27 protein-coding genes are annotated in these 23864 nt (G+C 67.0%); 13 read left to right on the top strand and 14 right to left on the bottom strand.

What is annotated here, in order from left to right; genetic code table 11:
- The first annotated feature begins 12 nt into the window (after positions 1-12).
- A complete protein-coding gene (locus tag EV580_RS08325; protein WP_133690556.1) occupies positions 13-573 on the top strand; it encodes a dTDP-4-dehydrorhamnose 3,5-epimerase family protein in 561 nt (186 codons plus the stop codon).
- On the opposite strand, the gene EV580_RS08330 is transcribed toward EV580_RS08325, so the two are convergent.
- From EV580_RS08330 to EV580_RS08345, 4 genes are read right to left on the bottom strand one after another with little or no spacing between them, the layout of a single operon-like run.
- Positions 551-1591, bottom strand: a complete 1041-nt coding sequence (locus EV580_RS08330) for an NAD-dependent epimerase/dehydratase family protein (protein ID WP_133690557.1) — start codon at positions 1589-1591, stop codon at positions 551-553. The two genes, EV580_RS08325 and EV580_RS08330, sit on opposite strands and share 23 nt — an antisense overlap.
- Before the next feature lies 1 nt (position 1592).
- Positions 1593-2231 carry a PIG-L deacetylase family protein gene (locus tag EV580_RS08335; RefSeq protein WP_133690558.1) on the bottom strand — a complete coding sequence of 213 codons (639 nt, stop codon included), beginning with the start codon at positions 2229-2231 and terminating at the stop codon, positions 1593-1595.
- Entirely contained in the window at positions 2224-3006 is a 783-nt protein-coding gene (locus tag EV580_RS08340) for a sugar phosphate nucleotidyltransferase (RefSeq protein ID WP_133690559.1), read from the bottom strand. Before EV580_RS08340 ends, EV580_RS08335 begins: the two co-directional genes overlap by 8 nt.
- Entirely contained in the window at positions 3003-4259 is a 1257-nt protein-coding gene (locus tag EV580_RS08345; RefSeq protein ID WP_133690560.1) for a methyltransferase domain-containing protein, read from the bottom strand. Before EV580_RS08345 ends, EV580_RS08340 begins: the two co-directional genes overlap by 4 nt.
- 543 nt (positions 4260-4802) lie before the next feature.
- On the opposite strand from EV580_RS08345, the gene EV580_RS08350 reads away from it, so the two are divergent.
- From EV580_RS08350 to EV580_RS08380, 7 genes are all read left to right on the top strand, one after another.
- The gene (locus EV580_RS08350; protein ID WP_133690561.1) at positions 4803-6431 is read left to right on the top strand and encodes an acyl-CoA carboxylase subunit beta; all 1629 of its coding nucleotides are present in this window, start codon (positions 4803-4805) and stop codon (positions 6429-6431) included.
- 18 nt (positions 6432-6449) lie between these two features.
- The gene (locus EV580_RS08355; protein ID WP_133690562.1) at positions 6450-6728 is read left to right on the top strand and encodes an acyl-CoA carboxylase epsilon subunit; all 279 of its coding nucleotides are present in this window, start codon (positions 6450-6452) and stop codon (positions 6726-6728) included.
- Entirely contained in the window at positions 6725-7366 is a 642-nt protein-coding gene (locus EV580_RS08360; RefSeq protein WP_133690563.1) for a Maf family protein, read from the top strand. Before EV580_RS08355 ends, EV580_RS08360 begins: the two co-directional genes overlap by 4 nt.
- 20 nt (positions 7367-7386) lie before the next feature.
- Positions 7387-8283: a sulfurtransferase gene (locus tag EV580_RS08365; protein ID WP_133690564.1), complete on the top strand. Its 897-nt coding sequence runs from the start codon at positions 7387-7389 to the stop codon at positions 8281-8283.
- A complete protein-coding gene (locus tag EV580_RS08370) occupies positions 8280-8696 on the top strand; it encodes a SufE family protein (RefSeq protein ID WP_133690565.1) in 417 nt (138 codons plus the stop codon). Before EV580_RS08365 ends, EV580_RS08370 begins: the two co-directional genes overlap by 4 nt.
- A 25-nt stretch (positions 8697-8721) precedes the next feature.
- Entirely contained in the window at positions 8722-9906 is a 1185-nt protein-coding gene (locus EV580_RS08375; protein WP_133690566.1) for a hypothetical protein, read from the top strand.
- Positions 9907-10027: 121 nt separating this feature from the next.
- The gene (locus tag EV580_RS08380; protein WP_133690567.1) at positions 10028-11815 is read left to right on the top strand and encodes an acetyl/propionyl/methylcrotonyl-CoA carboxylase subunit alpha; all 1788 of its coding nucleotides are present in this window, start codon (positions 10028-10030) and stop codon (positions 11813-11815) included.
- Here the strand turns inward: EV580_RS08380 and EV580_RS08385 are convergent.
- Positions 11808-12530, bottom strand: a complete 723-nt coding sequence (locus EV580_RS08385; protein WP_166654614.1) for an SDR family oxidoreductase — start codon at positions 12528-12530, stop codon at positions 11808-11810. The genes EV580_RS08380 and EV580_RS08385 overlap by 8 nt on opposite strands.
- 45 nt (positions 12531-12575) lie before the next feature.
- Between EV580_RS08385 and EV580_RS08390 the strand changes: the two genes are divergently transcribed.
- Positions 12576-12902 (top strand): hypothetical protein, encoded by a 327-nt coding sequence (locus EV580_RS08390; RefSeq protein ID WP_133690569.1) that lies wholly within the window; start codon positions 12576-12578, stop codon positions 12900-12902.
- On the opposite strand, the gene EV580_RS08395 is transcribed toward EV580_RS08390, so the two are convergent.
- Complete coding sequence (locus EV580_RS08395; RefSeq protein WP_133690570.1) at positions 12886-13443, bottom strand: nucleotidyltransferase family protein; 558 nt, start codon at positions 13441-13443, stop codon at positions 12886-12888. The genes EV580_RS08390 and EV580_RS08395 overlap by 17 nt on opposite strands.
- Before the next feature lie 225 nt (positions 13444-13668).
- Here EV580_RS08395 and EV580_RS08400 point away from each other — a divergent pair, with 225 nt between their 5' ends.
- On the top strand, positions 13669-14052 hold the full coding sequence (locus EV580_RS08400; RefSeq protein ID WP_133690571.1) for an STAS domain-containing protein: 384 nt from the start codon (positions 13669-13671) through the stop codon (positions 14050-14052).
- Here the strand turns inward: EV580_RS08400 and EV580_RS08405 are convergent.
- The 3 genes from EV580_RS08405 to EV580_RS08415 all read right to left on the bottom strand — a co-directional run bounded on the left by EV580_RS08405 (position 14023) and on the right by EV580_RS08415 (position 16657).
- Positions 14023-14814, bottom strand: coding sequence for an RNA polymerase sigma factor SigF (locus EV580_RS08405; RefSeq protein ID WP_133690572.1), 792 nt, complete (start codon positions 14812-14814; stop codon positions 14023-14025). The two genes, EV580_RS08400 and EV580_RS08405, sit on opposite strands and share 30 nt — an antisense overlap.
- A complete protein-coding gene (locus EV580_RS08410; protein ID WP_133690573.1) occupies positions 14811-15248 on the bottom strand; it encodes an ATP-binding protein in 438 nt (145 codons plus the stop codon). Before EV580_RS08410 ends, EV580_RS08405 begins: the two co-directional genes overlap by 4 nt.
- Positions 15249-15418: 170 nt before the next feature.
- Positions 15419-16657: a glycosyltransferase gene (locus EV580_RS08415; RefSeq protein WP_133690574.1), complete on the bottom strand. Its 1239-nt coding sequence runs from the start codon at positions 16655-16657 to the stop codon at positions 15419-15421.
- Positions 16658-17347: 690 nt separating this feature from the next.
- Here EV580_RS08415 and mbp1 point away from each other — a divergent pair.
- Positions 17348-17578 carry a microaggregate-binding protein 1 gene (mbp1, locus tag EV580_RS08425; protein ID WP_133690576.1) on the top strand — a complete coding sequence of 77 codons (231 nt, stop codon included), beginning with the start codon at positions 17348-17350 and terminating at the stop codon, positions 17576-17578.
- Between the two features lie 55 nt (positions 17579-17633).
- Here the strand turns inward: mbp1 and EV580_RS08430 are convergent, their stop codons facing one another.
- The 4 genes from EV580_RS08430 to EV580_RS08445 all read right to left on the bottom strand — a co-directional run bounded on the left by EV580_RS08430 (position 17634) and on the right by EV580_RS08445 (position 20544).
- Complete coding sequence (locus EV580_RS08430; protein ID WP_221217471.1) at positions 17634-17942, bottom strand: hypothetical protein; 309 nt, start codon at positions 17940-17942, stop codon at positions 17634-17636.
- A 63-nt stretch (positions 17943-18005) separates the two neighbouring features.
- A complete protein-coding gene (locus EV580_RS08435) occupies positions 18006-18686 on the bottom strand; it encodes a sensor domain-containing protein (RefSeq protein WP_133690578.1) in 681 nt (226 codons plus the stop codon).
- A 10-nt stretch (positions 18687-18696) separates the two neighbouring features.
- Entirely contained in the window at positions 18697-20031 is a 1335-nt protein-coding gene (gene lat, locus EV580_RS08440; RefSeq protein ID WP_133690579.1) for an L-lysine 6-transaminase, read from the bottom strand.
- A gap of 48 nt (positions 20032-20079) precedes the next feature.
- A complete protein-coding gene (locus EV580_RS08445; protein ID WP_133690580.1) occupies positions 20080-20544 on the bottom strand; it encodes an Lrp/AsnC family transcriptional regulator in 465 nt (154 codons plus the stop codon).
- 30 nt (positions 20545-20574) lie between these two features.
- Here EV580_RS08445 and hglS point away from each other — a divergent pair, with 30 nt between their 5' ends.
- Positions 20575-21819 (top strand): 2-oxoadipate dioxygenase/decarboxylase, encoded by a 1245-nt coding sequence (gene hglS, locus EV580_RS08450; RefSeq protein ID WP_286171501.1) that lies wholly within the window; start codon positions 20575-20577, stop codon positions 21817-21819.
- On the top strand, positions 21816-23369 hold the full coding sequence (amaB, locus tag EV580_RS08455) for an L-piperidine-6-carboxylate dehydrogenase (protein ID WP_133690581.1): 1554 nt from the start codon (positions 21816-21818) through the stop codon (positions 23367-23369). The genes hglS and amaB overlap by 4 nt, the downstream gene beginning before the upstream one ends.
- Here the strand turns inward: amaB and EV580_RS08460 are convergent.
- Complete coding sequence (locus EV580_RS08460; RefSeq protein ID WP_133690582.1) at positions 23366-23809, bottom strand: ester cyclase; 444 nt, start codon at positions 23807-23809, stop codon at positions 23366-23368. The genes amaB and EV580_RS08460 overlap by 4 nt on opposite strands.
- Positions 23810-23864 lie beyond the last annotated feature (55 nt).

Here is a 23864-nt window from a genome sequence, read left to right on the forward strand (position 1 = left end):
CACCATGGCCCCGTGCAGATCAGGCAAACCGACATCGCCGGGCTCGTCGTTCTCGTTCCCCAGCCGTTCTTCGACGAACGCGGTCTTTTCACCCGAACGTTCGATGCCGAGATCTTCGACGACTACCTCGGAACGCCGGGAGCCAGCGCGTCGTTCATCCAGGACTCCCAATCCCGTTCGGTACAGGGCACGATCCGCGGCATGCACGGCCGCTCGGGCGGTGGTGAGGCCAAACTGATCCGCTGCGCCAACGGCGCCGTACGCGATGTCGTCGTCGACATCCGCCCTGACTCGCCGACTTTCGGCCACCAGGTCGCGGTCCAGCTCGACGACACCGATTTTCTTCACCTCTACGTGCCACGTGGGTTCCTGCACGGATTCCAGGCCCTCACCCCGACCGCCGATGTCTGCTACCGGATCGATCGCCCGCACGACCCGAGCGAGGATCTCGCGGTCGCGTTCGACGATCCCGACATGGGGATCGCGTGGCCGCTTGCGCCCACGGCGATCTCGGCACGAGACCGCGCGGCGGGCAGCTGGGGTCAGTTGGTCAGCCAACTCGACCTCCGGTGAACATCGCCCCGTCGAGCACACCCGTTGCGCGCAGTGCCTTCAGGCGGGCCAACCGGGTGAACTGATCGGTGAACGCCGCTTCGGTCAGCCCGTGAGCGGTGTAGCGGCCGTACAGCTCCGCCGCACCCGCGGCCACCGACCACTGGGCCTCGTAGCCGAGGCGCTCGCGTGCCTTGGTGAAATCGACTCGGTAGGAACGCGGGTCGGCCCCGGTCTCACCGGTGATGCGCAGTTCGGCACCCGGAACGACATCGGTGACCGCCTGGGCGATCTCTGCGACGGTGAGGTTGTTGGCCTCGGTGCCGACGTTGAACGCCTGGCACCAGATCGCCTCTACGGGTTCGGTCAGGCAGACGGCGAACGCCCGGGCGATGTCCTCGGCGTGCACCAGGGGCCGCCACGGCGTGCCGTCGGAGAGCACCTTCACCACACCGGACAGGACGGCGTGCCCGACCAGGTTGTTCAGCACGATGTCGGCGCGGAGTCGCGGCGAGAATCCGAAAGCTGTTGCATTGCGCAGGAATACCGGCGCGAATCCGGAATCGGCGATCTTCACCAGATCGTCTTCGACCCAGACCTTGCTCTCCGCATACGGAGTGAGCGGCCGAAGCGGCGCCTCCTCGTCGACCAGGTCGTCGCCCGCCGACCCATACACCGAACACGTCGAGGCATAGAGGAAGCGCGACACCCCGGCGGCCTTGGCCGCGTTGGCAAGCTGCACAGACGCGCGGTGATTGATCTCGTAGGTGACATCGGGGACGAGATCGCCGAGCGGGTCGTTGGACAGCGCCGCCAGGTGCACGACGGCGTCGATACCCACCAGATCCGCCGCGGTGATGTCACGCAGGTCCACCGGCCCGCCACCACCGATCTGCGGCGGGTCGTCGGGAGCTGGTCCCAGGACACAGTCGGCGAAATAGCCTGAGTCCAGCCCGATCACGTCGTGGCCGGCGGCGCGCAGAACGCCGACCATGACCGAACCGAGATAGCCCTGGTGGCCGGTGACGAGTACCCGCATGTCAGCACCCCCCGAATCGCAGCGACATCTTCTCGGCGGTGAACGCCTCCGCGTGCCTGCTGCGGCACTGCACCCCGCGCAACCGCGACAAACCCAGGAACGCCTCTTCGTCGAACCAGTCGTGCGCCGACTGTGACGGGTAGTGCTTGTGCAGCAGCCGGGCCTTCTCCTCGGCCACACCGAGCGGCAGCGGGTGGAACAGGTTCGGCTGGGGGGTGTCGGTCTCCCACTTGAGGATCTCGTACCCGAGGATCAGGTGGTCGCGGAATTCGGTGGGCAGTAGTTCGGCGAGCAGCCGGTGGTCCTGGTGGGCATCGTGGCGCTGCGGACCGAAAACGACCGCCGGATCACATGATTGGCGGAAGTCATGCAACGCCGCCTTCACCTGCTCCCAGTGCGCCGGTGTGCGGCCGTCCGGGATGTCCAAGACCGTCACCTGCACGCGGGCGCCCGGGCAGAACGCCTCGAGCGCCGCGCGTTCCTCGGCCTCACGCTCGCTGCCGCCGCCGGAGAGGACCAGCGCGTGTACGCGTGAGGCGGCCAGCGACAGCAGCGTGCCGCCCATCCCGATGGCGATGTCGTCGCAGTGCGCGCCGACCACCGCGATCTCGTCCACGTCGCCGGTCATGAGTTCACGCATGAGCGGGCTCCCACAGGGCCCAGGGCCGCTCACCGTGGCGATAGCCTTCGTCGAGTTCGGCCCGTTCCTTGAACGTATCGGCCGGCTTCCAGAAGCCCTCGTGCCGGTACCCGTACAACCGGCCCTGCCCGGCGAGCGCCTCGCAGGCGTCGGCGACCAGATCCCCACCCGGGGGCAGATAGTCGAAAACCTCTTGGGAGAGCACGAAGAAGCCGCCGTTGATCCAGATCGGGAAGTTGGCGACGGGCACGATGTCCTTGACCTCACCGGAGTCCTTGACCTCGACGCAGTGGAACGACTGCTGGGGCGGCACCAGCATCATCGACACCGCGGCGCCGGAGGCATGGAACTTGTCGACGATGTCGTCGAGACGGGCATCGGTCAGCACGTCGGCGTAGTTGGCCAGGAAGTACTCGTCACCGTCGAGGTGCTCACGCACGCGCCGCAGCCGCTCCCCGATCGGGGATTCGAGGCCGGTGTCGACGAAGGTGATCGTCCAATCGCTGATGTCGTTGTCGAGCAGCTGAATCTCGCCGTCGCGCATGACGAAATCGTTGGACTCCGTCTCCCGATACTCCAGGAAGTACTCCTTGATACGGGAAGCGCCGTAGCCGAGGCACAGGATGAACTCCTTGTGTCCGAAGTGCGCGTAGTAGCGCATCACATGCCACAGCAGCGGGCGAGGCCCGACCATCTGCATCGGCTTGGGGATGTCGTCGTGAAGGGTGTTGCGCATCCGCATGCCGTACCCACCGCAGAACAAGACAACTTTCATCTCGCTTGACTCCCAACGACTTCCGGTTTCCTACTTACTGTGTGCAAGGTCGGCAGCGGGTAAACCAGCTCGCCGCCCCAGTCCGCGACATACGCCAACTGCCGGGTGAGCTCGGCTTCCAGGTTCCAGGGCAGCACCAGCACGACGTCGGGCCGATCATCGGCGATCGCGCTCGGATCCAGGATGGGAATGCGGGTGCCCGGGGTGAAGCGTCCGTGCTTGTAGGGATTGCGATCGACCGTGTATTCCAGTAGGTCGCTGCGGATTCCGCAGTAGTTCAGCAGTGTGTTGCCCTTGCCCGGCGCGCCGTAGCCGACCACCCGCCGGTTCGCCGCCTTGCACTCCAGCAGGAAGCGCAACAGCTCGTGACGCAGGGTCTCGGTGCGAGTGCGCAGGTCCAGATAGCCGGTGATGTCATGCAGCCCGGCGCGCTTCTCGATGCCCAGGATGTCGAAGAACCGCGAAGTCGGCTCGGCCCCAAGGGTATCGGGGCGCGCCCACAGCCGGATGGAGCCGCCATGAGTGGGAATGAGTTCGGCGTCGACGACACTGAGCCCGGCGGTGGCGAGCGCTCTGGTCGCCGAAAGCACGGTGTAGTACTGGAAATGCTCGTGGTAGATGGTGTCGAACTGCCCGAGCGTCACGAGGTTGAGCGCGTGGTGGACCTCGATGCTCAACCAGCCGTCGTCGGCGAGTAAGGCGCGCAAGCCTTTTGCGAAGCCGACGATGTCGGGCACGTGTGCGTAGACATTGTTGGCGACCACCAGGTCGGCGGTTCCGTGCTCGGCGACCACAGCGCCGGCGACGGCTTCGCCGAGGAAGTCGGTCCGGGTCGGCACCCCGCGCTCGCGGGCGGCGGCGCCCACGTTCTGCGATGGCTCGATACCCAGGCACGGGATGCCGGCCGCCACGGCGTGCTGCAGCAGATACCCGTCATTGCTGGCCACTTCGACAATGAAGGAGTCCGCTCCGAGGCCCAGCCGGGAGGCGGTGTCGTCGACAAACGTCTTGGCGTGCGCAACCCAGCTGTCGGAGAACGACGAGAAGTACGCGTACTCGGTGAAGGTGTCCTCGGGGGTGATCAGGGCCGGGATCTGCAGCAGCAGGCAGGTGTCGCAGAGCCGCAGGTGCAGCGGATACGTCGGCTCGGGTGCGTCGAGTTCATCGGCGCTCAAGAACCGTTCACACGGCGGGGTCGCGCCCAGGTCGAGAACGCTGACCAACCGGCCGGAACCACATAGACGACAAAGCACGCTGCCTCGATTCAGTCCCGCACTCCGCTCCCCGCGGCGGCGGTGCATCGATTCGCTCTGTCGGCTCCCGGCACCAGAATTCACGCTGTGAATTCGAGGTGACAGTTTCCGGCAGTTGTTCGCTCGGACAGACTGTAGCTACGTTTAGTTAGAAGCTGCAACAGATACCGGGCGGTTCGGGACTGGATGTGATCTAAAACATAAGTCCGCCCATATTTAGTAACTGTCGGCTCGTAAATAACTGTGTGTGTCCGGTATATGTCCTGTTAAAGCCACACCACTCTGGGAATTGAAGGTTTGCCATTATCCGTTCGCGGGTAACAAGAATATCCCTCGCCGAGTGACCCACTGGAGCGAAAAGTCTCCCAGAATTGGGACTCCAGCATCACCACAGAGAATTAGCGGGAGACTCGCGGAGAAGCGAATCTGGTTCGTTTTACAGTCGCGCTTCGGCTGTGCCGGACAGCCGACGGCCACAGCCCGCCGACACGAAGTGTGGTGCCCCTTAGCAGCTTCTTAAGGTTGCCGATACCATCGTCACCCATGACGAGCGTTAAGGAACCGGCCGCCGGCCACACCGTCGACATCCACACCACCGCGGGCAAGCTGGCCGATCTGCGTCAGCGTGCAGAGGAGTCGCTGCATCCGGTTGGCGAGACCGCCGTGGAGAAGGTCCACGCCAAGGGCAAGCTCACCGCTCGCGAACGCATCCTGGCGCTGCTGGACGAGGGTTCCTTCGTCGAGCTCGACGCGCTGGCCCGGCACCGCAGCACCAACTTCGGGCTGGCCGAGAACCGCCCCGTCGGTGACGGTGTGGTCACCGGCTACGGCACCATCGACGGCCGCGAGGTCTGCATCTTCAGCCAGGACGCCACGGTGTTCGGCGGCAGCCTCGGCGAGGTCTACGGCGAAAAGATCGTCAAGGTACAGGAATTGGCGATCAAGACCGGTCGCCCGCTGATCGGGATCAACGACGGTGCGGGCGCGCGCATCCAGGAGGGTGTGGTCTCCCTCGGCCTCTACAGCCGGATCTTCCACAACAACATCAAGGCCTCCGGCGTGATCCCGCAGATCTCGCTGATCATGGGTGCCGCCGCCGGTGGCCACGTCTACTCCCCCGCGTTGACCGACTTCGTCATCATGGTCGACCAGACCAGCCAGATGTTCATCACCGGCCCCGACGTCATCAAGACGGTCACCGGCGAGGACGTCACCATGGAGGATCTGGGCGGCGCCCACACCCACATGGCCAAGTCGGGAACCGTGCACTACGTCGCCTCCGGTGAGCAGGACGCGCTGGACTACGTCCGCGATCTGCTGAGCTACCTGCCGCCGAACAACTACGCCGAGCCACCGCGCTATCCGGCCCCGCCGCACCCGGGCGCCATCGAGGACAACCTCACCGACGAGGACCTCGAACTGGACACCCTCATCCCGGATTCGCCGAACCAGCCGTACGACATGCACGAGGTCATCACCCGCATCCTCGACGACGACGAGTTCCTCGAGGTGCAGGCGGGCTACGCGCAGAACATCGTCGTCGGCTTCGGCCGGATCGACGGCCGCCCGGTCGGGATCGTGGCCAACCAGCCCACCCAGTTCGCCGGCTGCCTGGATATCAACGCCTCCGAGAAGGCCGCCCGGTTCGTGCGGACCTGCGACTGCTTCAACATCCCGATCGTGATGCTGGTGGACGTGCCGGGCTTCCTGCCGGGAACCGAGCAGGAATACAACGGCATCATCCGGCGCGGCGCCAAGCTGCTCTACGCCTACGGCGAGGCCACCGTCGCCAAGGTCACCGTCATCACCCGCAAGGCCTACGGCGGCGCCTACTGCGTCATGGGGTCCAAGGACATGGGCTGCGACGTCAACATCGCCTGGCCGACGGCCCAGATCGCGGTCATGGGCGCCTCGGGCGCGGTCGGGTTCGTCTACCGCAAGGACCTCAAGGACGCGGCCAACGAAGGCAAAGACGTGGACGCCCTTCGCCTGGAGCTGCAGCAGACCTACGAGGACACGCTGGTGAACCCCTACATCGCCGCCGAGCGGGGTTACGTCGACGCGGTCATCCCGCCGTCGCACACCCGTGGCTACATCTCGACCGCACTGCGGCTGCTCGAGCGCAAGATCGCTCAGGTGCCGCCGAAGAAGCACGGGAACATTCCCCTCTGACGAAAGGGGCTGGTGCCCATGAGCAAGCACGAGGACATCACCGAACTCAGCGATCCCCGGGACATCACGCTGGACAACCCGGAGCCGCTGGCGCCCGAGATCCGCATCGAGAAGGGCAACCCGAGCGACGTTGATATCGCCGCTCTGGTGACCGTTCTGGCCGCCGCCAGTGGCGGCAACCCGGCGCCCGGTCCGCAGGAGCTCAACCTGTGGGGCCACCCTGTCGACAAGCTGCGCTACGGAATCTCCAGCTGGCAGCGAGTCACGCTCTTGGAGCGCATGCACCTGCGGCGATGACGCGGGTCGTTCTCGGCTCGGCGTCATCCGGCCGGCTGCGCATCCTGCGCAGCGCCGGTATCGATCCGGTTGTCGTCGTCTCGGGTGTCGACGAGGACGCGATCGTCGACAACCTGGGATCCGATGCCGACCCCGGTGACGTCGTCAGCGCCCTGGCTCAGGCCAAGGCCGACGCGGTGCACCAGGTCCTCGACCGCGAGGTCGCAGCGGATTGCGTTGTGATCGGCTGCGATTCGATGCTCTATGTCGACGGGCAACTGTCCGGCAAGCCGGGAACACCCGAACAGGCTGCGCGGCAATGGGACTCAATGGCGGGCCGGGACGGCCTGCTCTACACCGGACACAGCCTCATCAGGGTGCTGCACGGCGCCGCCGTGCAGACGGTGTCCCAGGCGGCCGTCACCCGGGTGCGATTTGCCAACCCCACCCCCGCCGACCTGGCGGCCTATGTGGCCAGCCGTGAGCCGCTGCACGTCGCGGGCGCCTTCACCCTCGACGGGCTCGGCGGCTGGTTCGTCGACGGCATCGACGGCGACCCGTCGAACGTGGTGGGTCTGGGGCTGTCGGTGACCCGTCGGCTCTTAAGCGAGGTCGGGCTGTCCATCGGCGATCTGTGGGTGACCAATCCGGTTAGCTGATCAGCGGTAGGCTCGTCGTCGTGCCGCTTCCCGCAGATCCCAGCCCCGCCCTCAAGGACTACGCCCATCCGGAGCGCCTGGTCACCGCCGACTGGCTGTCGGCACACCTGGGCACCCCCGGCCTGGCCATCGTGGAATCCGACGAAGACGTGTTGCTCTACGACATCGGCCACATCCCCGGCGCGGTCAAGGTCGACTGGCACACCGACCTCAACGATCCGCACGTGCGCGACTACATCAACGGCGCGCAGTTCGCCGAGCTGATGAACCGCAAGGGCATCTCCCGCGACGACACCGTCGTGATCTACGGCGACAAGAGCAACTGGTGGGCCGCCTACGCGCTGTGGGTGTTCACGCTCTTCGGCCACCAGGATGTCCGGCTGCTCAACGGCGGACGGGATCTGTGGATCTCCGACGGCCGCGACACCACGCTCGACGTACCCACCAAGACCGGCTCCGGCTATCCCGTCGTCGAGCGCAACGATGCCGCCATCCGGGCGTTCAAGGACGATGTGCTTGGCTCGCTTGGCCATTCGACGCTGATCGACGTCCGCTCGCCCCAGGAGTACACCGGCGAGCGCACTCACATGCCCGACTACCCGGAGGAAGGTGCGCTGCGCGGCGGCCACATCCCCAGCGCGGTATCGGTGCCGTGGGCCAAGGCCGCCGACGACAGCGGGCGGTTCCGCAACCGTGCGGAGCTCGAAGAGGTCTACTCGTTCGTCGAGCCCGGGGACGACATCATCGCCTACTGCCGGATCGGTGAGCGGTCCAGCCACACCTGGTTCGTGCTGACCTATCTGCTCGGCATCCCCGGGGTGCGCAATTACGACGGTTCGTGGACGGAATGGGGCAACACCGTGCGGGTGCCGGTCGTCGCCGGAGCCGAACCGGGATCGGTACCCGGTTCCTCATGAGCATGCCCGCGCCGCTGGCTGAGGTCGTCTCCGACTTCGGCGACGTGCAGGGCCAGGACAAGCTCAAGCTGCTGCTCGAGTTCGCCGACGAGTTGCCCGCGCTGCCCGCCGACCTCGAAGAGGCGGCCATGGAACCGGTGCCGGAATGCCAGTCGCCGTTGTTCCTTCATGTCGACGCCTCCGACGCCGACCATGTGCGGCTGTTCTTCAGCGCGCCCGTCGAAGCGCCGACCACCCGCGGCTTCGCCTCGATTCTGGCCACCGGGCTCGACGGGCAGTCGAAAGCCGACATCCTGGCGGTGCCCGACGACTTCTATTCGGAGCTCGGCCTGGCGGCGTTGATCAGCCCGCTGCGGCTGCGCGGCATGTCGGCGATGCTGGCCCGGATCAAGCGCCGTCTTGCCTCGCCGTAGTAACGCCAGTGGCCTCGATCGGCTGATGGCGGGCACACGGTATGTGGGGTGCCTGGAGAACGTCGCCGTCCCGCCACGCGAGCAGGTGGCGGCCGCGCTGGAGACCATCACCCGGTCCGGCCCGCACACCCGGCTCGGGCTGATTCCCGACGCGCGAGCGTGGCTGTGGAGCTGGAAAGCGGAGTCGGCGCCCACAATTCGCGAGCTGCCCGCCGAGGTCGCCGGTCGGGGAACCACCGCGGTGCTGGACTACATTCGCCGCCTTTCCGTCCCGCGCGGACCGGTCGACGTCTATCTCTCCGAACGCCACATCGCCTTCGACATCGATCACGGCCTCGGCGATGCCCGTCTCTACGTCGATTGTGTGACAACGCTTTTCGACCTCATCGCGGGGGCCAGCTCGAGCTGGTTGCGGGATCGGGACACCTCGATCCCGGTCGTGCATGCGCTCACCAACACCTTCGCCGACCGCCACCGGCTGGCAAGCGCATGGACCGAAGCCCGCCAGCGCTCCGCCCCCGGCAGGCGCCGGCCCACCGCGGGTGCACCCACGGCAGAACCGCCCTCGGCCGCCGCAGAGGTGATCCACATCGACGCCGCCACCGAACGCGAGGTGGACAGCTGGCGCGCGTCCGACGGCGCGGGCGTCAGCAGGGCGGTCACCTGGCTCGTCATCGTCCGCACCGCGCTGGCCCAGGCCGGCCTACCGCTGACCGACGCCCTGCGGCTCGTCGTCGACTGCCGCCGCTACCTGCGGCCCCGGGAGCGCGTCAATGCCAACTTCATCTCCGGGCTCAGCGTCCAGGCCGGCCTGGGGACGCCCGTCCGCGCCATCGACGCCGCCGTGAAGGCCCGGCTCGACGCGGCCCTGCCCCTGCTCGCGCTGACCTCGACGGCCGCCCGCAACCTCGCCGCCCCGCTCAGCGCGACCCGCGCGCAGCGGGCGCCTGCGGACACTCCCGTCGAGTTGGCCTACTCCGATGTCGGCAGGCTCTCGCCGTTCGAGAATCTGCCGTGGCTTCCCGACCGCCCCCGGTCGATCAACGCGGCCCTGCAGCCGTGGGCACCGGCAGACATCTCGGTGTTCAGCGGCACGATCGGCCGCGAACGCAGCATCACGCTGTCGTACCACGACGACGTGCACGACCGTCGTCTCCTGCAGGAAGCGGCCGAGGCCATCCGCACAGACCCGATCCGATTACTCCGATAGAGACTGAACTTACTCATTAGTAGGGGTACCAGCTGGTTCGTGTCTAACGAGCGGCGCTTACACTGCCGTGCGAACCTATTTTTAAAGAACGTTCTTAGAGTCACGCAAAGCAGGAGGCGCGGTGCCCAGTCAGACCATCTCCAAAGTCCTCGTCGCCAACCGTGGTGAAATCGCGGTCCGGGTGATCCGGGCGGCCCGAGATGCGGGACTGGCCAGCGTGGCGGTCTACGCCGAGCCCGACGCCGACGCACCGCACGTCCGGCTCGCGGATGAGGCGTTCGCCCTGGGCGGTCAGACCTCGGCGGAGTCCTACCTGGACTTCGGCAAGATCCTCGACGCCGCGGCCAAGTCCGGCGCCAACGCCATCCACCCCGGCTACGGCTTCCTGAGCGAGAACGGCGACTTCGCCCAGGCCGTCCTCGACGCCGGCCTGATCTGGATCGGCCCGAGCCCGCAGTCCATTCGCGACCTCGGTGACAAGGTCACCGCCCGCCACATCGCCGCGCGCGCCCAGGCGCCGCTGGTGCCCGGCACGCCCGACCCGGTCAAGGACGCCGACGAGATCCTCGCCTTCGCCAAGGAACACGGTCTGCCGATCGCGATCAAGGCCGCCTTCGGCGGTGGTGGTCGTGGCATGAAGGTGGCCCGCACCCTCGAGGAGATCCCCGAACTGTTCGACTCGGCCACCCGCGAGGCCGTCTCGGCCTTCGGCCGCGGCGAGTGCTTCGTCGAGCGCTACCTGGACAAGCCGCGCCACGTCGAGGCTCAGGTCATCGCCGACACGCACGGCAACGTGGTCGTCGCCGGTACCCGCGACTGCTCGCTGCAGCGCCGCTTCCAGAAGCTGGTCGAAGAGGCCCCGGCGCCGTTCCTGACCGACGCGCAGCGCAAGGAGATCCACGAGTCCGCCAAGCGCATCTGCAAGGAAGCCGGCTATTACGGTGCGGGCACCGTCGAGTACCTGGTCGGCCAGGACGGCCTGATCAGCTTCCTCGAGGTCAACACCCGCCTGCAGGTGGAACACCCGGTGACCGAGGAGACCTCGGGCATCGACCTGGTGCTGCAGCAGTTCAAGATCGCCAACGGCGAGGCACTGGACATCACCGAGGATCCGACCCCGCGCGGTCACTCGTTCGAATTCCGCATCAACGGCGAGGACGCCGGTCGCGGCTTCCTGCCCGCCCCCGGCCCGGTCACCACGTTCGAGCCGCCGACAGGCCCCGGCGTGCGCATGGATTCCGGCGTGGAGTCCGGCTCGGTCATCGGCGGACAGTTCGACTCGATGCTGGCCAAGCTGATCGTCACCGGCGCCACCCGTGAGGAGGCCCTGGCCCGCTCGCGCCGCGCCCTGGCCGAGTTCAACGTCGAAGGCTTGGCCACGGTCATCCCGTTCCACCGTGCCGTGACGGCCGACCCGGCCTTCATCGGTGACGGCGAGAGCTTCGACGTCCACACCCGCTGGATCGAGACCGAGTGGAACAACACCATCGAGCCGTTCACCGGCGGTGGACCGGTCGATGAGGAAGAAGCCCAGCCGCGGCAGAAGGTGGTCGTCGAGGTCGGCGGCCGTCGCGTCGAGGTGTCGCTGCCCGGTGACCTGGCGCTCGGCAACGGCTCCGGCCCGGCCGAGTCCGGTGCCATCCGCAAGAAGCCGAAGGCCCGTAAGCGCGGTGCACACGGCGGGGCGCAGGCTTCCGGCGACGCGGTGACGGCGCCGATGCAGGGCACCGTGGTGAAGGTCGCCGTCGAAGAGGGTCAGACCGTGGCCGCTGGTGATCTCGTCGTGGTGCTCGAGGCCATGAAGATGGAGAACCCGGTGACCGCCCACAAGGACGGTGTCATCACCGGGCTGGCCGTCGAGGCCGGCGCCGCGATCACGCAGGGCACCGTCCTGGCCGAGATCAAGTAAACGGAGTCGTCCCCAACGCAGCGCCGTCCCCGGTGACCAGGCTGTCGGCGTCCACCCGGGCGCCGAAGTAGGTCACCTCGGGGTCGACGACGATCGCGTGATGCCCGCCTTGACGAGCCTGCACGACGCGCGCCAGCTCGGCGAAGGTGAGCTTGTCCGGTCCACCGAGTTCGACGATGCCCACCGGCGATCCGACTGCGGCACGCGCCACATGTTCGGCGACTTCGGCCGCAGCGATCGGCTGGATGCGCGCGTCGGGCACTCGCACCACGTCACCGTCGGTCATGGCGGCCACGATCATGTCGGCGAACTCGTGGAACTGGGTGGCCCGCAGGATCGTGTACGGCAGCCCGGCCGCCTCGATGAGCGTCTCCTGTGCCACTTTGGCGCGCATGTACCCGCTGTCCGGCAGTCGGGTCACCCCGACGATCGACAGCGCGACGTAGTGTGCCACCCCGGCGGCCTTGGCGGCCCCGACGAGAGTGCGGGTGGCGGTGCTGAAGAACTCGAGCACCGGTTCGTCTTCGTACGACGGCGAATTGAGGACGTCGACGAGGACGTGTGCGCCGCGCAGCGCGTCGGCGACGCCCTGCCCGGTCAGCACATCGACGCCCGATGCGCGTGACGCCGCCACCACCTCGTGGCCCTCGGCGGTCAGAAGGTCCACGACCTGTCGTCCGATCTGACCACTAGCTCCAAATACGGCGATTTTCATGCGATCCAGCATGATGGATCCCAGCAGTGAACACCAGGAGGCCCCATGGATCCCATCGAAATCAATGCTGGCGCTTGGTATTTGCGCGCACTGCGCGCCGACGAGCGCATTGACGACCGTCCCTCGCTCGCCGATCTGGGCGAGACCGATCCGGACTACGTGAGCAGGCGCACGGCGCAGTGGGCGGACGAATCCGGCTACTCGTGGGCGGTGTGCGAACCGACGACCGGCGAACTACTGGCCGAGGTCATCGTCGACCCAGCCAGCGCGACGTTGTCGACGCGGGCCCGGCCCGGTCACGAACACGTCGTAGAGGTGGCCGCCACGGCGGTGCGCCGCTTCGCCGCGGCGGCCCTCAACCTGACGGTGTAGGCGTGTCGATGTCCATCCCGGTGGCCAGATCGGCGCAGTCGACCACCACCACATCGGGGCGGCCGGCCAGAAAGCGCCGCGCACCCTCGTCGCCGTGCAGTGTCCCGAGCAGTGCGGGCCAGTGCCGGTGGGCGACGACGACCGGGTGCCCGGGCCGTCCGTCGTAGGTGGCCCGGGCGATGCCGGACTGCGACGTTCGGGCCGCCTCGAGTACCCGCCCGACCACATCGGCGCCGATGTCGGGGGTGTCAACGGTGAGCACGACGGCGAATTCCGCGTCGGGCACCGACGTCAACCCGCTCCTTAAGGAGGCACCCATCCCCTGCCGCCACTCGTCAGCAAGCACCGCACGCGCGGGCGCCGGGACGTCAACGACGGCCGCACCGAGCACAACGACCACGTCATCGCAGCCGCCTCCGGTCAATGCCTCCACTGCTGATCGCAGCCATAAACCTTGGGCAGCAAGAACTTTCGGCATTCCATAGCGGACGCCCGCGCCAGCGGCCAGTAGCACCCCGGCGATCTGACCGGACTTCGACATATCACCAGTGTGACGCGCCTACGCGCTCGACTCTGAGGATTATTAGAACCCGCCGCGACAGCTGTCGCGGCACCCTAACGGCGCGTAGTGTTCAAAGCAGGTTGAGTTAACAGCCGCCCGGAACTACGTCAAAGACGTGTGAGGCGCGCGAGATCCCGCACTATACGGGCCTACCCACTCTGGCGTGATCCACAGTACGAATATTCGTTCACTGATGGAGTCACTATGTCTGTCATCCATTTCACCGACCACTGGCCCGCCGACAACGTCGGGATCATCACCGTCGAGGGCGAACTCGATGCGTCCAACTCCGCCGCCTTCGCCGATCATGTCGACGAGTGCGCCACCGCAGGCGCACACCTGGTTATCGATCTCAGCCCGCTGCGGTTCTTCGGGACCGCGGGGTTCTCGGCCCTGCACACCATCAACGTCCGATGCGCCAATAGCTCGGCACGATGGGCGATGGTGACCGGCGAGGCCGTCTCGCGGCTGATGCGGGTCTGCGACCCCGACCACACGCTACCGGTGGCCGGCTCGGTCGCCGAGGCCGTCGAATTCCTCGACGGGGAACCCCGCCAGCTACTCGAGCTGGTCGCGGAGCCGGGCTAGCGACTTCGCGAGCAGGCGCGAGACGTGCATCTGTGAGATGCCGACGCGCTCGGCGATCTGGGTCTGGGTGAGCGACTCGAAGAACCGCAGCAGAAGCACCGTGCGCTCCCGCTCCGGCAATTGTTCAAGCAGCGGACGCAGCGCTTCGCGGTTCTCGATCTGGTCAAGGCTCAGGTCGACATCACCAAGGGTGTCGACGATCGCCGGCGCGTCCTCGTCGCTGCCGCTGCCGCCGCTGTCGATCGACAGGGTGTTGTAAGAGCTGCCCGCGACGAGGCCCTCGACGACCTCTTCGCGCTCCATGCCGAGTTCCTCGGCGAGTTCGGAGGCGGTCGGCGCTCGGCCGAGCCGTTGGGACAGCTCTGAGGTCGCCGCGCCCAACCGCAGGTGCAGTTCCTTGAGCCGGCGCGGAACCTTGACCGACCAGCTGTTGTCGCGGAAGTGGCGCCGGACCTCGCCCATGATCGTCGGTACCGCGAAAGACACGAAATCCGATCCGGTTTCGACGTCGTAGCGGATCACAGCGTTGACCAGGCCGACGCGCGCAACCTGCACCAGATCGTCGCGTGGTTCACCGCGTCCGTCGAAACGGCGAGCGATATGGTCGGCCAGCGGAAGGCACCGTTCCACGATGCCGTCGCGGAAACGCTGGTGCTCTGCGGAGCCGGGGTCGAGTTTCGCCAACTCCCGGAACATGTCCGGGACGTCGGCGTACTCCGAGTTCGACCGTTTCCGCGAACTGTCGGTGGCTCGGGGAGTCACTGCCCGGAGCCCGCCCGCCTCGTGGTCAGAGTGATGCCGAAAACCTGCCCGTCGCTACCGGGCTCGTGACCGTTGTGGAACGTCTGCACATCGTCGGTCAGCGAGCTCAGCACGTGCCAGCTAAAGCTGCCGGGAGTGACAACGTCATAGGTGTCGCAGGTGGTGGAGGCCTCCACGACGACCACGTCGTCGTGCGCATCGACTACCACCACCAGGGTCGCCTCGGGCGACGCGGAGCGGATCAGCCTGGTGCAGGCCTCGTCGACGGCCAGCCGCAAATCCGCGACGGCGTCGAAATCCAGGTCTTCGAACGTGCCGACCGCGCCGACCACGGTGCGCAGCACAGCAAGGTTCTCCAACCTGGCAGCAACCCTCAACTCGACAGCACTGGCACCGCGTTGTGCCTCGCTGTCTCGGTTTTCGGCATCGTTCATGTGGCCTCCCGGCAATGTCGACCCGACACTACTCCAGGTGCTAGCCACGGTCGTCTGTGGACCGGGTCGGCGTGCGCAGCATCGCCCAGGAAGTTGTCGTCATGGTTGCCCCTTCATACCCACCGATCGGCACAGGTCAAACCTGCCCTTCGCACATTGTGGTTCGGCTCTCAGGACTGGATCGTCGGCTGCCCCAAATCGGTGAGCGGCGACGCGTGATCGACGTGAGCGGTGATCAACCGCTCGTAGATGTCACAAGTCTCGGCGGCGACTCGGTCCCAGGTGTAGCGGGCGCACACCCGGTCGCGTCCGGCCAACCCCAGGCTGCGCCGCAGGAACGAATCGCGCAGGATGCCCGTCACTACGTCGGCGCACTCCCGGGGGCGCCGCGGCATCACCAGCCGGCCGGTCACGTCGTCGACCACAGTGTCTCGCATGCTGCCGACCGCGGAGGCCACCACCGGCACCCCGCAGGCCATCGCCTCGAGCGCGACCAAGCCGAAGGCGTCATACCACGGCGTACACGCCACGACGTCGGCCGAGCGGAGTAGCGCAGGCATATCGGCGTGGGCCACCGCACCGGCGAATACCAGCCGGTCGGCCACTCCCAGCTCGGCGGCCAACTTGCTCAGTCGCGTCGCCTCCGGGTCCGCGTGGATGTTGTCGCCGTCGGCGTCACCGACGATCACGTACTCGGCGTCGGGGATGTTGGGCAATGCCTGGATCATGGTGTCGAAACCGTTGTGCGGCAAGAGCTTTCCCACTGAGACGATGCGGTATCGGTCGCCCCTGTCGGCGACGGACCCTTCTGTGGAGAACGCATCGGTGTCCACCCCGCACGGAACCACCGAGATCCGCGATCGGGATCGGCCCAGCCGGATCAGTTCGAGGAGTTCGTCGGTGCACGTCGCCGCCACCCACGTGGCGCCCCCTGCCACCAGCCGCTCGAGCTTCAACCGGGCACCCACGTTCGCCGCAGGAACCTCGTCGTGGCGTTCCTCGACGGACCCCAGTGAGCGGAACGTCTGAACGGTCGGCACTCCCCTGGCACGCGCGGCCAATTGAGTGACGAGCCCGGACATCCAGAACTGGGCGTGTGCCACTTCCGGTGGATCCTCATCCCAATGGACATCGAGGTATTCGGCGAACGCGCTCATGTGGTCGAGCAGGTCACCGCCGGAGACGTAGTCGGCGGGTCCGGCCGGAACTTCCACCACGGCATAGCCGTCGGGAGCGTCCACCCGCTCCGGACGGCCCTGGCCGTCACGGCGCGTGTAGACGGTGAGGTCGTGTCCGCGGCGCGCGATCGCCGCGGACAGGCCGGCGACGTGAACATGTTGGCCGCCGATATCGGCGCGCTCGTGGAGCGCGAGCGGACTCGCAAGAGCGGAAATCATAGCGATCTTCATCGTTTCCCAATCAGTTGGGCGATGAACAGAAGGCCCCCGCACGGGGGCAGCTGCATGCGATCTAGACAGCTAGGCGGTGATACCCGAACATCCACCGTCTAAACCTCAGGGGCAGGCCGAGTCGGGGGCGAGCGAAGAAGCCGCGCGCGGTCAACTAATCGGCGTGCCGGGCAACAGAACACGGTTGTCGATCCCGGCGATTTGCTGATGGCCGGTCACATCGCTCAGTTTCAGTCGCCCGCGGCAGCGCTCACGACCGGCGGTGACCCGAGTCACGACCGCGCACCCCCAACACCGCAGCCCTTCGTGTGGCGAACGTCATGTGTTGCGCTGCCGTAAATTTCGGCTTGTCGCGGGGCTTCTCGGTCGGGTATCGGCGGGAACAACACCAGGTCATCGAGGATTCGAATCCACAGGAGTCCCGATAGTTAGCCAATGTTTGGCCGGACGGGTGGGCTGGGTACTAGTGCCACCGGGGAAACTGCAACCTCAGCAAAGGGGGTAGGAGATGTCGAGTGCTGCCGCCGCGAGATCCGATGTCGACGACATTCGGTTCTTTCGACCTAGTCGGTCCTGCGCCTACGAAGGCTGGACCGTCGCTGAGCTCAAAAAACGGGCGAAGCAGCTTGGGATTTCGGGATATTCCGGGTTGAGCAAGGAAAAGTTGATCTCTCTGATCCGTAGTTACTGATGTCCGACAGCGGACCTGAAGAAGGCATCAAGGGCGTCGTCGAAGACGTCAAGGGCAAGGCCAAGGAAGTCGTGGGCACCGTGACGGGCCGCGACGATCTGGTCGACGAGGGCAAAGCACAGCAGGACAAGGCCGAGGCACAGCGCGACGCTGCCAAGAAGGAAGCCGAAGCAGACGCCGCTCGCGCGGCCGCCAAGGCCGCTGAGGCTCGCCAGAAGGCCCACCAGTAGCCACGACTCCACGACAAAAGCCCAGCGGCGCCGCTGGGCTTTTGTCGTTTCCGGCTCAGTTCACCGGAATCAGCGTCAGTGCGGTGAGGACGAGCAGGATCCCACCCGCGCCATGCCATGGCGCGCCCCAGGACGCGCCATGGCCCCGCCAGAATGCCAGTGCCGCGGCGATGAGCAGGATGATCGGAGCGCCGAGGTCGAGGACGGTGTGCTGCACGGGTCCGCAAGCGGCCGTGTCGAATGCGGTTGCGCCAGTACAGGTCGACATCCACAACGCGCCGACCGCCAGGAATCCGACGCCCGCGGCAGCGGCGACCACCGTGAAACGGATGACGGATACCCACGGGACGGATCGCGCTCGCACCTGGGCTTCGTGCACCTTCGCTGGTTGCCCGGTGAGAGGGGTCGTAAAACGTACAGGCAGCGCTCAGTGACCGGACAGTTCCCAGACGCTGGCCGACATCCGGTCGGTCATCGTCGTCACGGTGACCTGGCCGCCGTCGTCGCCCTGGCATGCCATCGCCTGAACGATCGCGTTGTTGCGGAGCCTGGCCTCCGCGTAGCAGGTCCAGTCGAACGGAATGCCGATCTGCTGTTTGTTCCAGCGCACGGTGTCGGCATTGATCTCGGGCACGGAGAACTTCCACGCGGCGTCCCCGCCCGTGCTCAGCGCGCGTTGGCCGTCGCAGGCCTTGGCGTTCTTCGTTCCGGTGGCGAATTGCGCTGCCGCCGACCCCGCATCGGGGTAGATCGCGACGGCCTCGGCCACGACGTGGTCGTGCCGGTCGCCGTCGGTGAACAGCATGATGTGCAGCCCCAGCGTCTTGTCGCCGAGGAACGCGGCCATCCCGGCGGCGTCGAGCGCCGAACACGCAGGCACCGCAGACGATCCGGGGATCGGGCGGGTCTGGTCGGCGTCGGTCTGCAGTTTGACGCCGACGATGTCGTGCAGCTGGGCCGGGCCGATCAGCACCTGATCGGTGTCGCCCGCCCGCAACGGCGTGATCCCCTGCGCCGGGTTGGACACCGCATTGCCCGCGACGGTCTGCGCGCAGCCGGCGAGCGCCACCGCCGCGCCGAGAGCGCCGAGGACCAGGGGCAGCCGCATGCCCCGAATGCTAGACCGCCGCGCGCAATACCTCTCTCAAGGCGGCCAGCGCCCGGTCGATCTCCGCACGCGACACCGTGAGCGCCGGGCGGAACCGCACGCTGTCCGGGCCGCAGCCGAGCATGATCACCCCGCGCTCCCACAGTGCGGCGAGCACCGCGTCGCGGCGCTGCGGAGTGGACAAACTGATGGCGCACATCAGTCCCCGCCCCCGCACGTCGCACACCTCGCCGGGCAGGTCGCGCGCGAGCTCACCGAGTCCGGCCATCAGGTGAGCGCCCATCTCGGCGGCATTGGCGAACAGATCGTCGGCCTCGATGACCTCGAGGATGCGCCGCGACCGAACCATGTCGACGAGGTTGCCGCCCCAGGTCGAATTGATCCGGGAACTGACGGCGAAGACGTTGTCGGGGACTTCGTCGACCCGCCGGCCGGCCATGACCCCGCACACCTGCGTCTTCTTACCGAATGCGACGACGTCCGGAGTGAAGCCGAGCTGCTGGTAGGCCCACGGTGTACCGGTGATACCGCAGCCCGTCTGCACCTCGTCGGCGATCATCAGCGCGTCGTATTCGTCGCACAGCGCGCGCATCGCCGCGAGGAATCGCGGGCGGAAGTGCCGGTCGCCGCCCTCACCCTGGATGGGCTCGACGATGAAGCAGGCGATGTCGTGCGGGTGGGCCTCGAATGCCGCGCGGGCCTGACGAATTGATTCGTCCTCCAGCGCATCCATATCCGCGCCCGGCCGGATGAAAGGCGCGTCGATGCGCGGCCAGTCGAACTTCGGGAACCGCGCGACCTTGACGGGGTCGGTGTTGGTCAGCGACAGGGTGTAGCCGCTGCGACCGTGGAAGGCGCCGCGCAGGTGCAGAACTCGGGTGCCCAGGGCGGGATCGATCCCGCGGGTCTCGTTGTGTCTGCTCTTCCAATCGAATGCCACTTTGAGGGCGTTCTCGACCGCGAGCGCGCCGCCGTCGACGAAGAACAGATGCGGTAGTTCGGGATCGCCGAGCACCCGGGCGAACGTGTCGACGAATCGTGCCATCGGCACCGTGTAGACGTCGGAGTTCGACGGCTTGTTGACCGCGGCCCGGGCCAGCTCGGCCAGGAACTCGGGGTCGTCTGCCAGCGCGGGATGGTTCATGCCAAGCGCCGAGGACGCGAAGAACGTGAACATGTCGAGATAGCGCGTGCCGTCCCTGGCATCGACCAGCCACGAACCCGACGACTGTTCCAGGTCGAGAACCAGGTCAAGCCCGTCGGCCAGGATGCTGCGGGCGAGTACGGCACGGACATTCGCAGGTGCCACCGACACGAGGTCGTCTCGCGACAAGAGTTCCGTCATGGGACGATCGTATCGTAATTTTTACGATATCCTAGCGCTGTGATTGAATTATTCCGGCAGGGATAGCCGATCACTGTAAAAAGTATTTAGGATGATCGTGCTTCGAGTGCGCACGTTCGCGGCGGTCCGGATCTGTTGCAGCAGGACCTCCAGCGCGCGCGGCGACACGACACGCACGAGCAGGACGTAGCTCTCCTCGCCGGCCACCGAATAACACGCCTCGATTTCGGCGATGTGTTCCAGCCGGGCGGGGGCATCATCGGGTTGGGAAGGATCGAGAGGGGTGATCGCCACGAACGCCGACAGCATGTGCCCGAACGCCTCGGGATCCACCCGGGCGCTGTATCCGGTCACCACCGACCGGGACTCCAGCCGGCGCACCCTCGACTGCACCGCCGAGACCGACAGACCGGTCGCTGCGGCCAGCTCGGCCAGTGTGGCGCGGCCGTCGGCGACCAGCTCGCGCACCAGCGTGCGATCGATCTCGTCGAGACCTTCTGCGCTGTCGGCCATCGCCGCAGACTATCGCAGGGCGGGTGCCGTGTGAGCGCACCTGCGATCGCGACATGGCAGCTGCGGGCGCGGTTCGCCGCGGCCCTCTCGGCGATGTATGGCAACGAAGTTCCCGCCTACACCACGCTGGTGGACGTTGCCGAAGCCGTCAACCGCGACTACGTGGCCACCCATCCACACGCCGAACGACTGGGATCGATCGCGCGTGTCACCGCCGAGCGGCACGGGGCGATCCGGGTCGGCACGCCGCGCGAATTGACCGATGTCGCCGATCTTTTCGCAGCATTCGGAATGTATCCGGTGGGCTACTACGACCTTCGTGAGGCCGCCTCCCCCGTGCCGGTGGTCTCGACAGCGTTCCGACCGGTGGACCCCACGGAATTGGCGCGCAACCCATTCCGGGTGTTCACCTCGATGCTGGCCAGCCGCGACGGCCGGTTCTTCGACGCCGACCTGCGCCGCAGAGTTGACGAATTCTTGTCCAGACGAACACTTTTCGCCCCCGACCTGATCGCCGACGCCCACCGGATCGCGGCCGACGGTGGCTGCGGCTCAGATACTGCGGACGTTTTCGTGTCGCGGGCCGTGGCCGCGTTCGCGCTGACCGGAGAACCGGTCGACCGAGCCTGGTACGCCGAGCTGACGGCGGTGTCCGCCGTTGCCGCCGACATCGCCGGGGTGCCCACCACCCACATCAACCACCTCACTCCCCGGGTGCTCGACATCGACGACCTGTACCGGCGGATGAGCGAGCGCGGGATCACGATGATCGACGCGATCCAGGGCCCACCGCACTGCGCCGGTCCCGATGTTCTCCTGCGGCAGACGTCATTTCGCGCACTCGCCGAGCCGCGCCGGTTCCGCGAAGCCGACGGCTCCGTGACCGAAGGGACGCTGCGGGTGCGCTTCGGCGAGGTGGAGGCCCGCGGCGTCGCGTTGACCCGCAAGGGCCGCGAGCGCTACGACGCCGCGATGGCGAGCGCCGATCCGGCCGCGGTCTGGGGCGACTACTTCCCCGCGTCCGACGACGAGATGGCATCCCAGGGGCTGGCGTACTACCACCGCGGCGATCCGGCGGCCCCGGTGGTCTACGAGGACTTCCTGCCGGCGTCGGCGGCCGGGATCTTCCGGTCCAATCTCGACGCCGACACCGAAGCCGCCGCCGGGGCAGACGAATCCGGCTACGACATCGACTGGATGGCCGGCACCATCGGCCGCCGAATTCACGACCCCTACGACCTCTACGACGCGATAGCCCAGGAGGCCCCCGCATGAGCACCACCACCGTCACCTCGCTGCCCACCCCCGCGGACCTGCGCGCCGCTGTGCGTGCCGCATTCGACGCGATCGGCGCCCGCGCCGAACTCGCAGAGCCGGGTGCACAAGGCATGCCCGCGAGCACACCAGTGACGGGCGACATCCTGTTCAGCATCGCCGAAACCACGCCCGATCAGGCGCAGCTGGCGATCGCCGAAGCAGCGCAAGCATTTTCGCAGTGGCGCACCACGCCCGCGCCGGTGCGCGGGCAGCTGGTCGCACGGCTGGGCGAGCTGCTGCGCGAGCACAAGGCGGACTTGGCCACCCTGGTCACGGTCGAAGCCGGCAAGATCACCTCCGAAGCCCTCGGCGAGGTCCAGGAGATGATCGACATCTGCGAGTTCGCGGTCGGGCTGTCGCGCCAGCTGTACGGGCGCACCATCGCCTCCGAACGCCCAGGACACCGGCTGATGGAGACCTGGCATCCGCTCGGCGTTGTCGGGGTGGTGACCGCGTTCAACTTCCCGGTCGCGGTGTGGGCATGGAACGCCGCGGTCGCACTGGTGTGCGGCGACACGGTGGTATGGAAGCCCTCCGAGCTCACCCCGCTGACGGCGATCGCGTGCCAGGCGCTGATCGAGCGCGCCGCCGCTGATATTGGAGTGTCGGGTCATCTCAGCCGGCTCGTGCTCGGCGGCCGCGAGGTCGGCGAGGCCCTGGTCGACGACCCGCGGGTGGCGTTGGTGTCGGCCACCGGATCGGTGCGAATGGGCCGCCAGGTCGGTCCGCGCGTCGCCGAACGATTCGGTCGGGTGCTGCTGGAACTCGGCGGCAACAACGCCGCCGTCGTAACCCCCTCTGCCGACTTGGATTTGGCCGTCCGGGCCATCGTGTTCTCCGCAGCGGGCACCGCCGGACAGCGCTGCACCACGCTGCGGCGACTGATCGTGCATTCCTCGGTGGCCGATACCCTCGTCGAGCGGATCGCGGCCGCCTACCGCACGCTGCCGATCGGCGACCCGGCCGCCGACGGGACGCTCGTCGGACCGCTGATCCACGAGACCGCCTACCGCGACATGGTCGGCGCCCTCGAGCAGGCCCGCGCCGACGGCGGCGAGGCCATCGGCGGCCAGCGCCACCACGTCGGCGGCGACGAGGCAACCGAGGCGTTCTATGTCGAGCCGGCCGTCGTGCGGATGCCTGCGCAGACCGACATCGTGCACCACGAGACTTTCGCGCCCATCCTCTATGTGTTGACCTACGACACGCTCGACGAGGCAATCGAGTTGAACAATGCTGTGCCGCAAGGTCTCTCGTCGGCCATCTTCACCACCGACGTCCGGGAGGCCGAGCGCTTCCTGGCCGCGGACGGCTCGGACTGCGGGATCGCCAACGTCAACATCGGCACCTCGGGCGCGGAGATCGGCGGTGCGTTCGGCGGCGAGAAGCAGACCGGTGGCGGCCGCGAGTCCGGCTCGGATTCGTGGAAGGCTTATATGCGCCGGGCCACCAACACCGTGAACTACTCCTCGGAGCTACCGTTGGCCCAGGGTGTGCACTTCGGCTAACCGAGCAGGCTGAGTAACTCGCTGCGGCCGATCTGGTTGACCAGAGTGGCGGCGTCGAAGTAGATGCGCTCGTTGGTGATCCGCTCCCCTTCGAACGAGAACACCGCGATGACGGGCACGCGGAACGCCTTACCCGTCGGCGGCAGCCCGTAGAACTCGCCGAGATTGGTTCCGAGCAGCTCGAACTCGACGATCACCGCGTCGTCGGTGACGTGAAAGCTGGCGTTCTCGTGACGCTGGTCGGGAAACGCGGTGCGCGTGGTGAGGTAGTACGTCATCACCTCGTCGTCGCCGTCGAAGACCTGTTTGGTCGGGATGATCTCGTAGCGCGGGTGCCCGTTGAAGGTGGCCAGAGTGCGGTCGAACTCCTTGGTCACCTCGGTGTCCATGTGCACCTTGATGAGGTCGAGTCGGCGCTGACGCAGGTCATCGGTGATCATCGCGAAAGCGTAGCGAATTCGACCTGACCGGCGACGCATCATGGCAAGCTTGGCG

The organism is Mycobacterium sp. BK086 (assembly GCA_004362315.1).
GTDB lineage: Bacteria > Actinomycetota > Actinomycetes > Mycobacteriales > Mycobacteriaceae > Mycobacterium.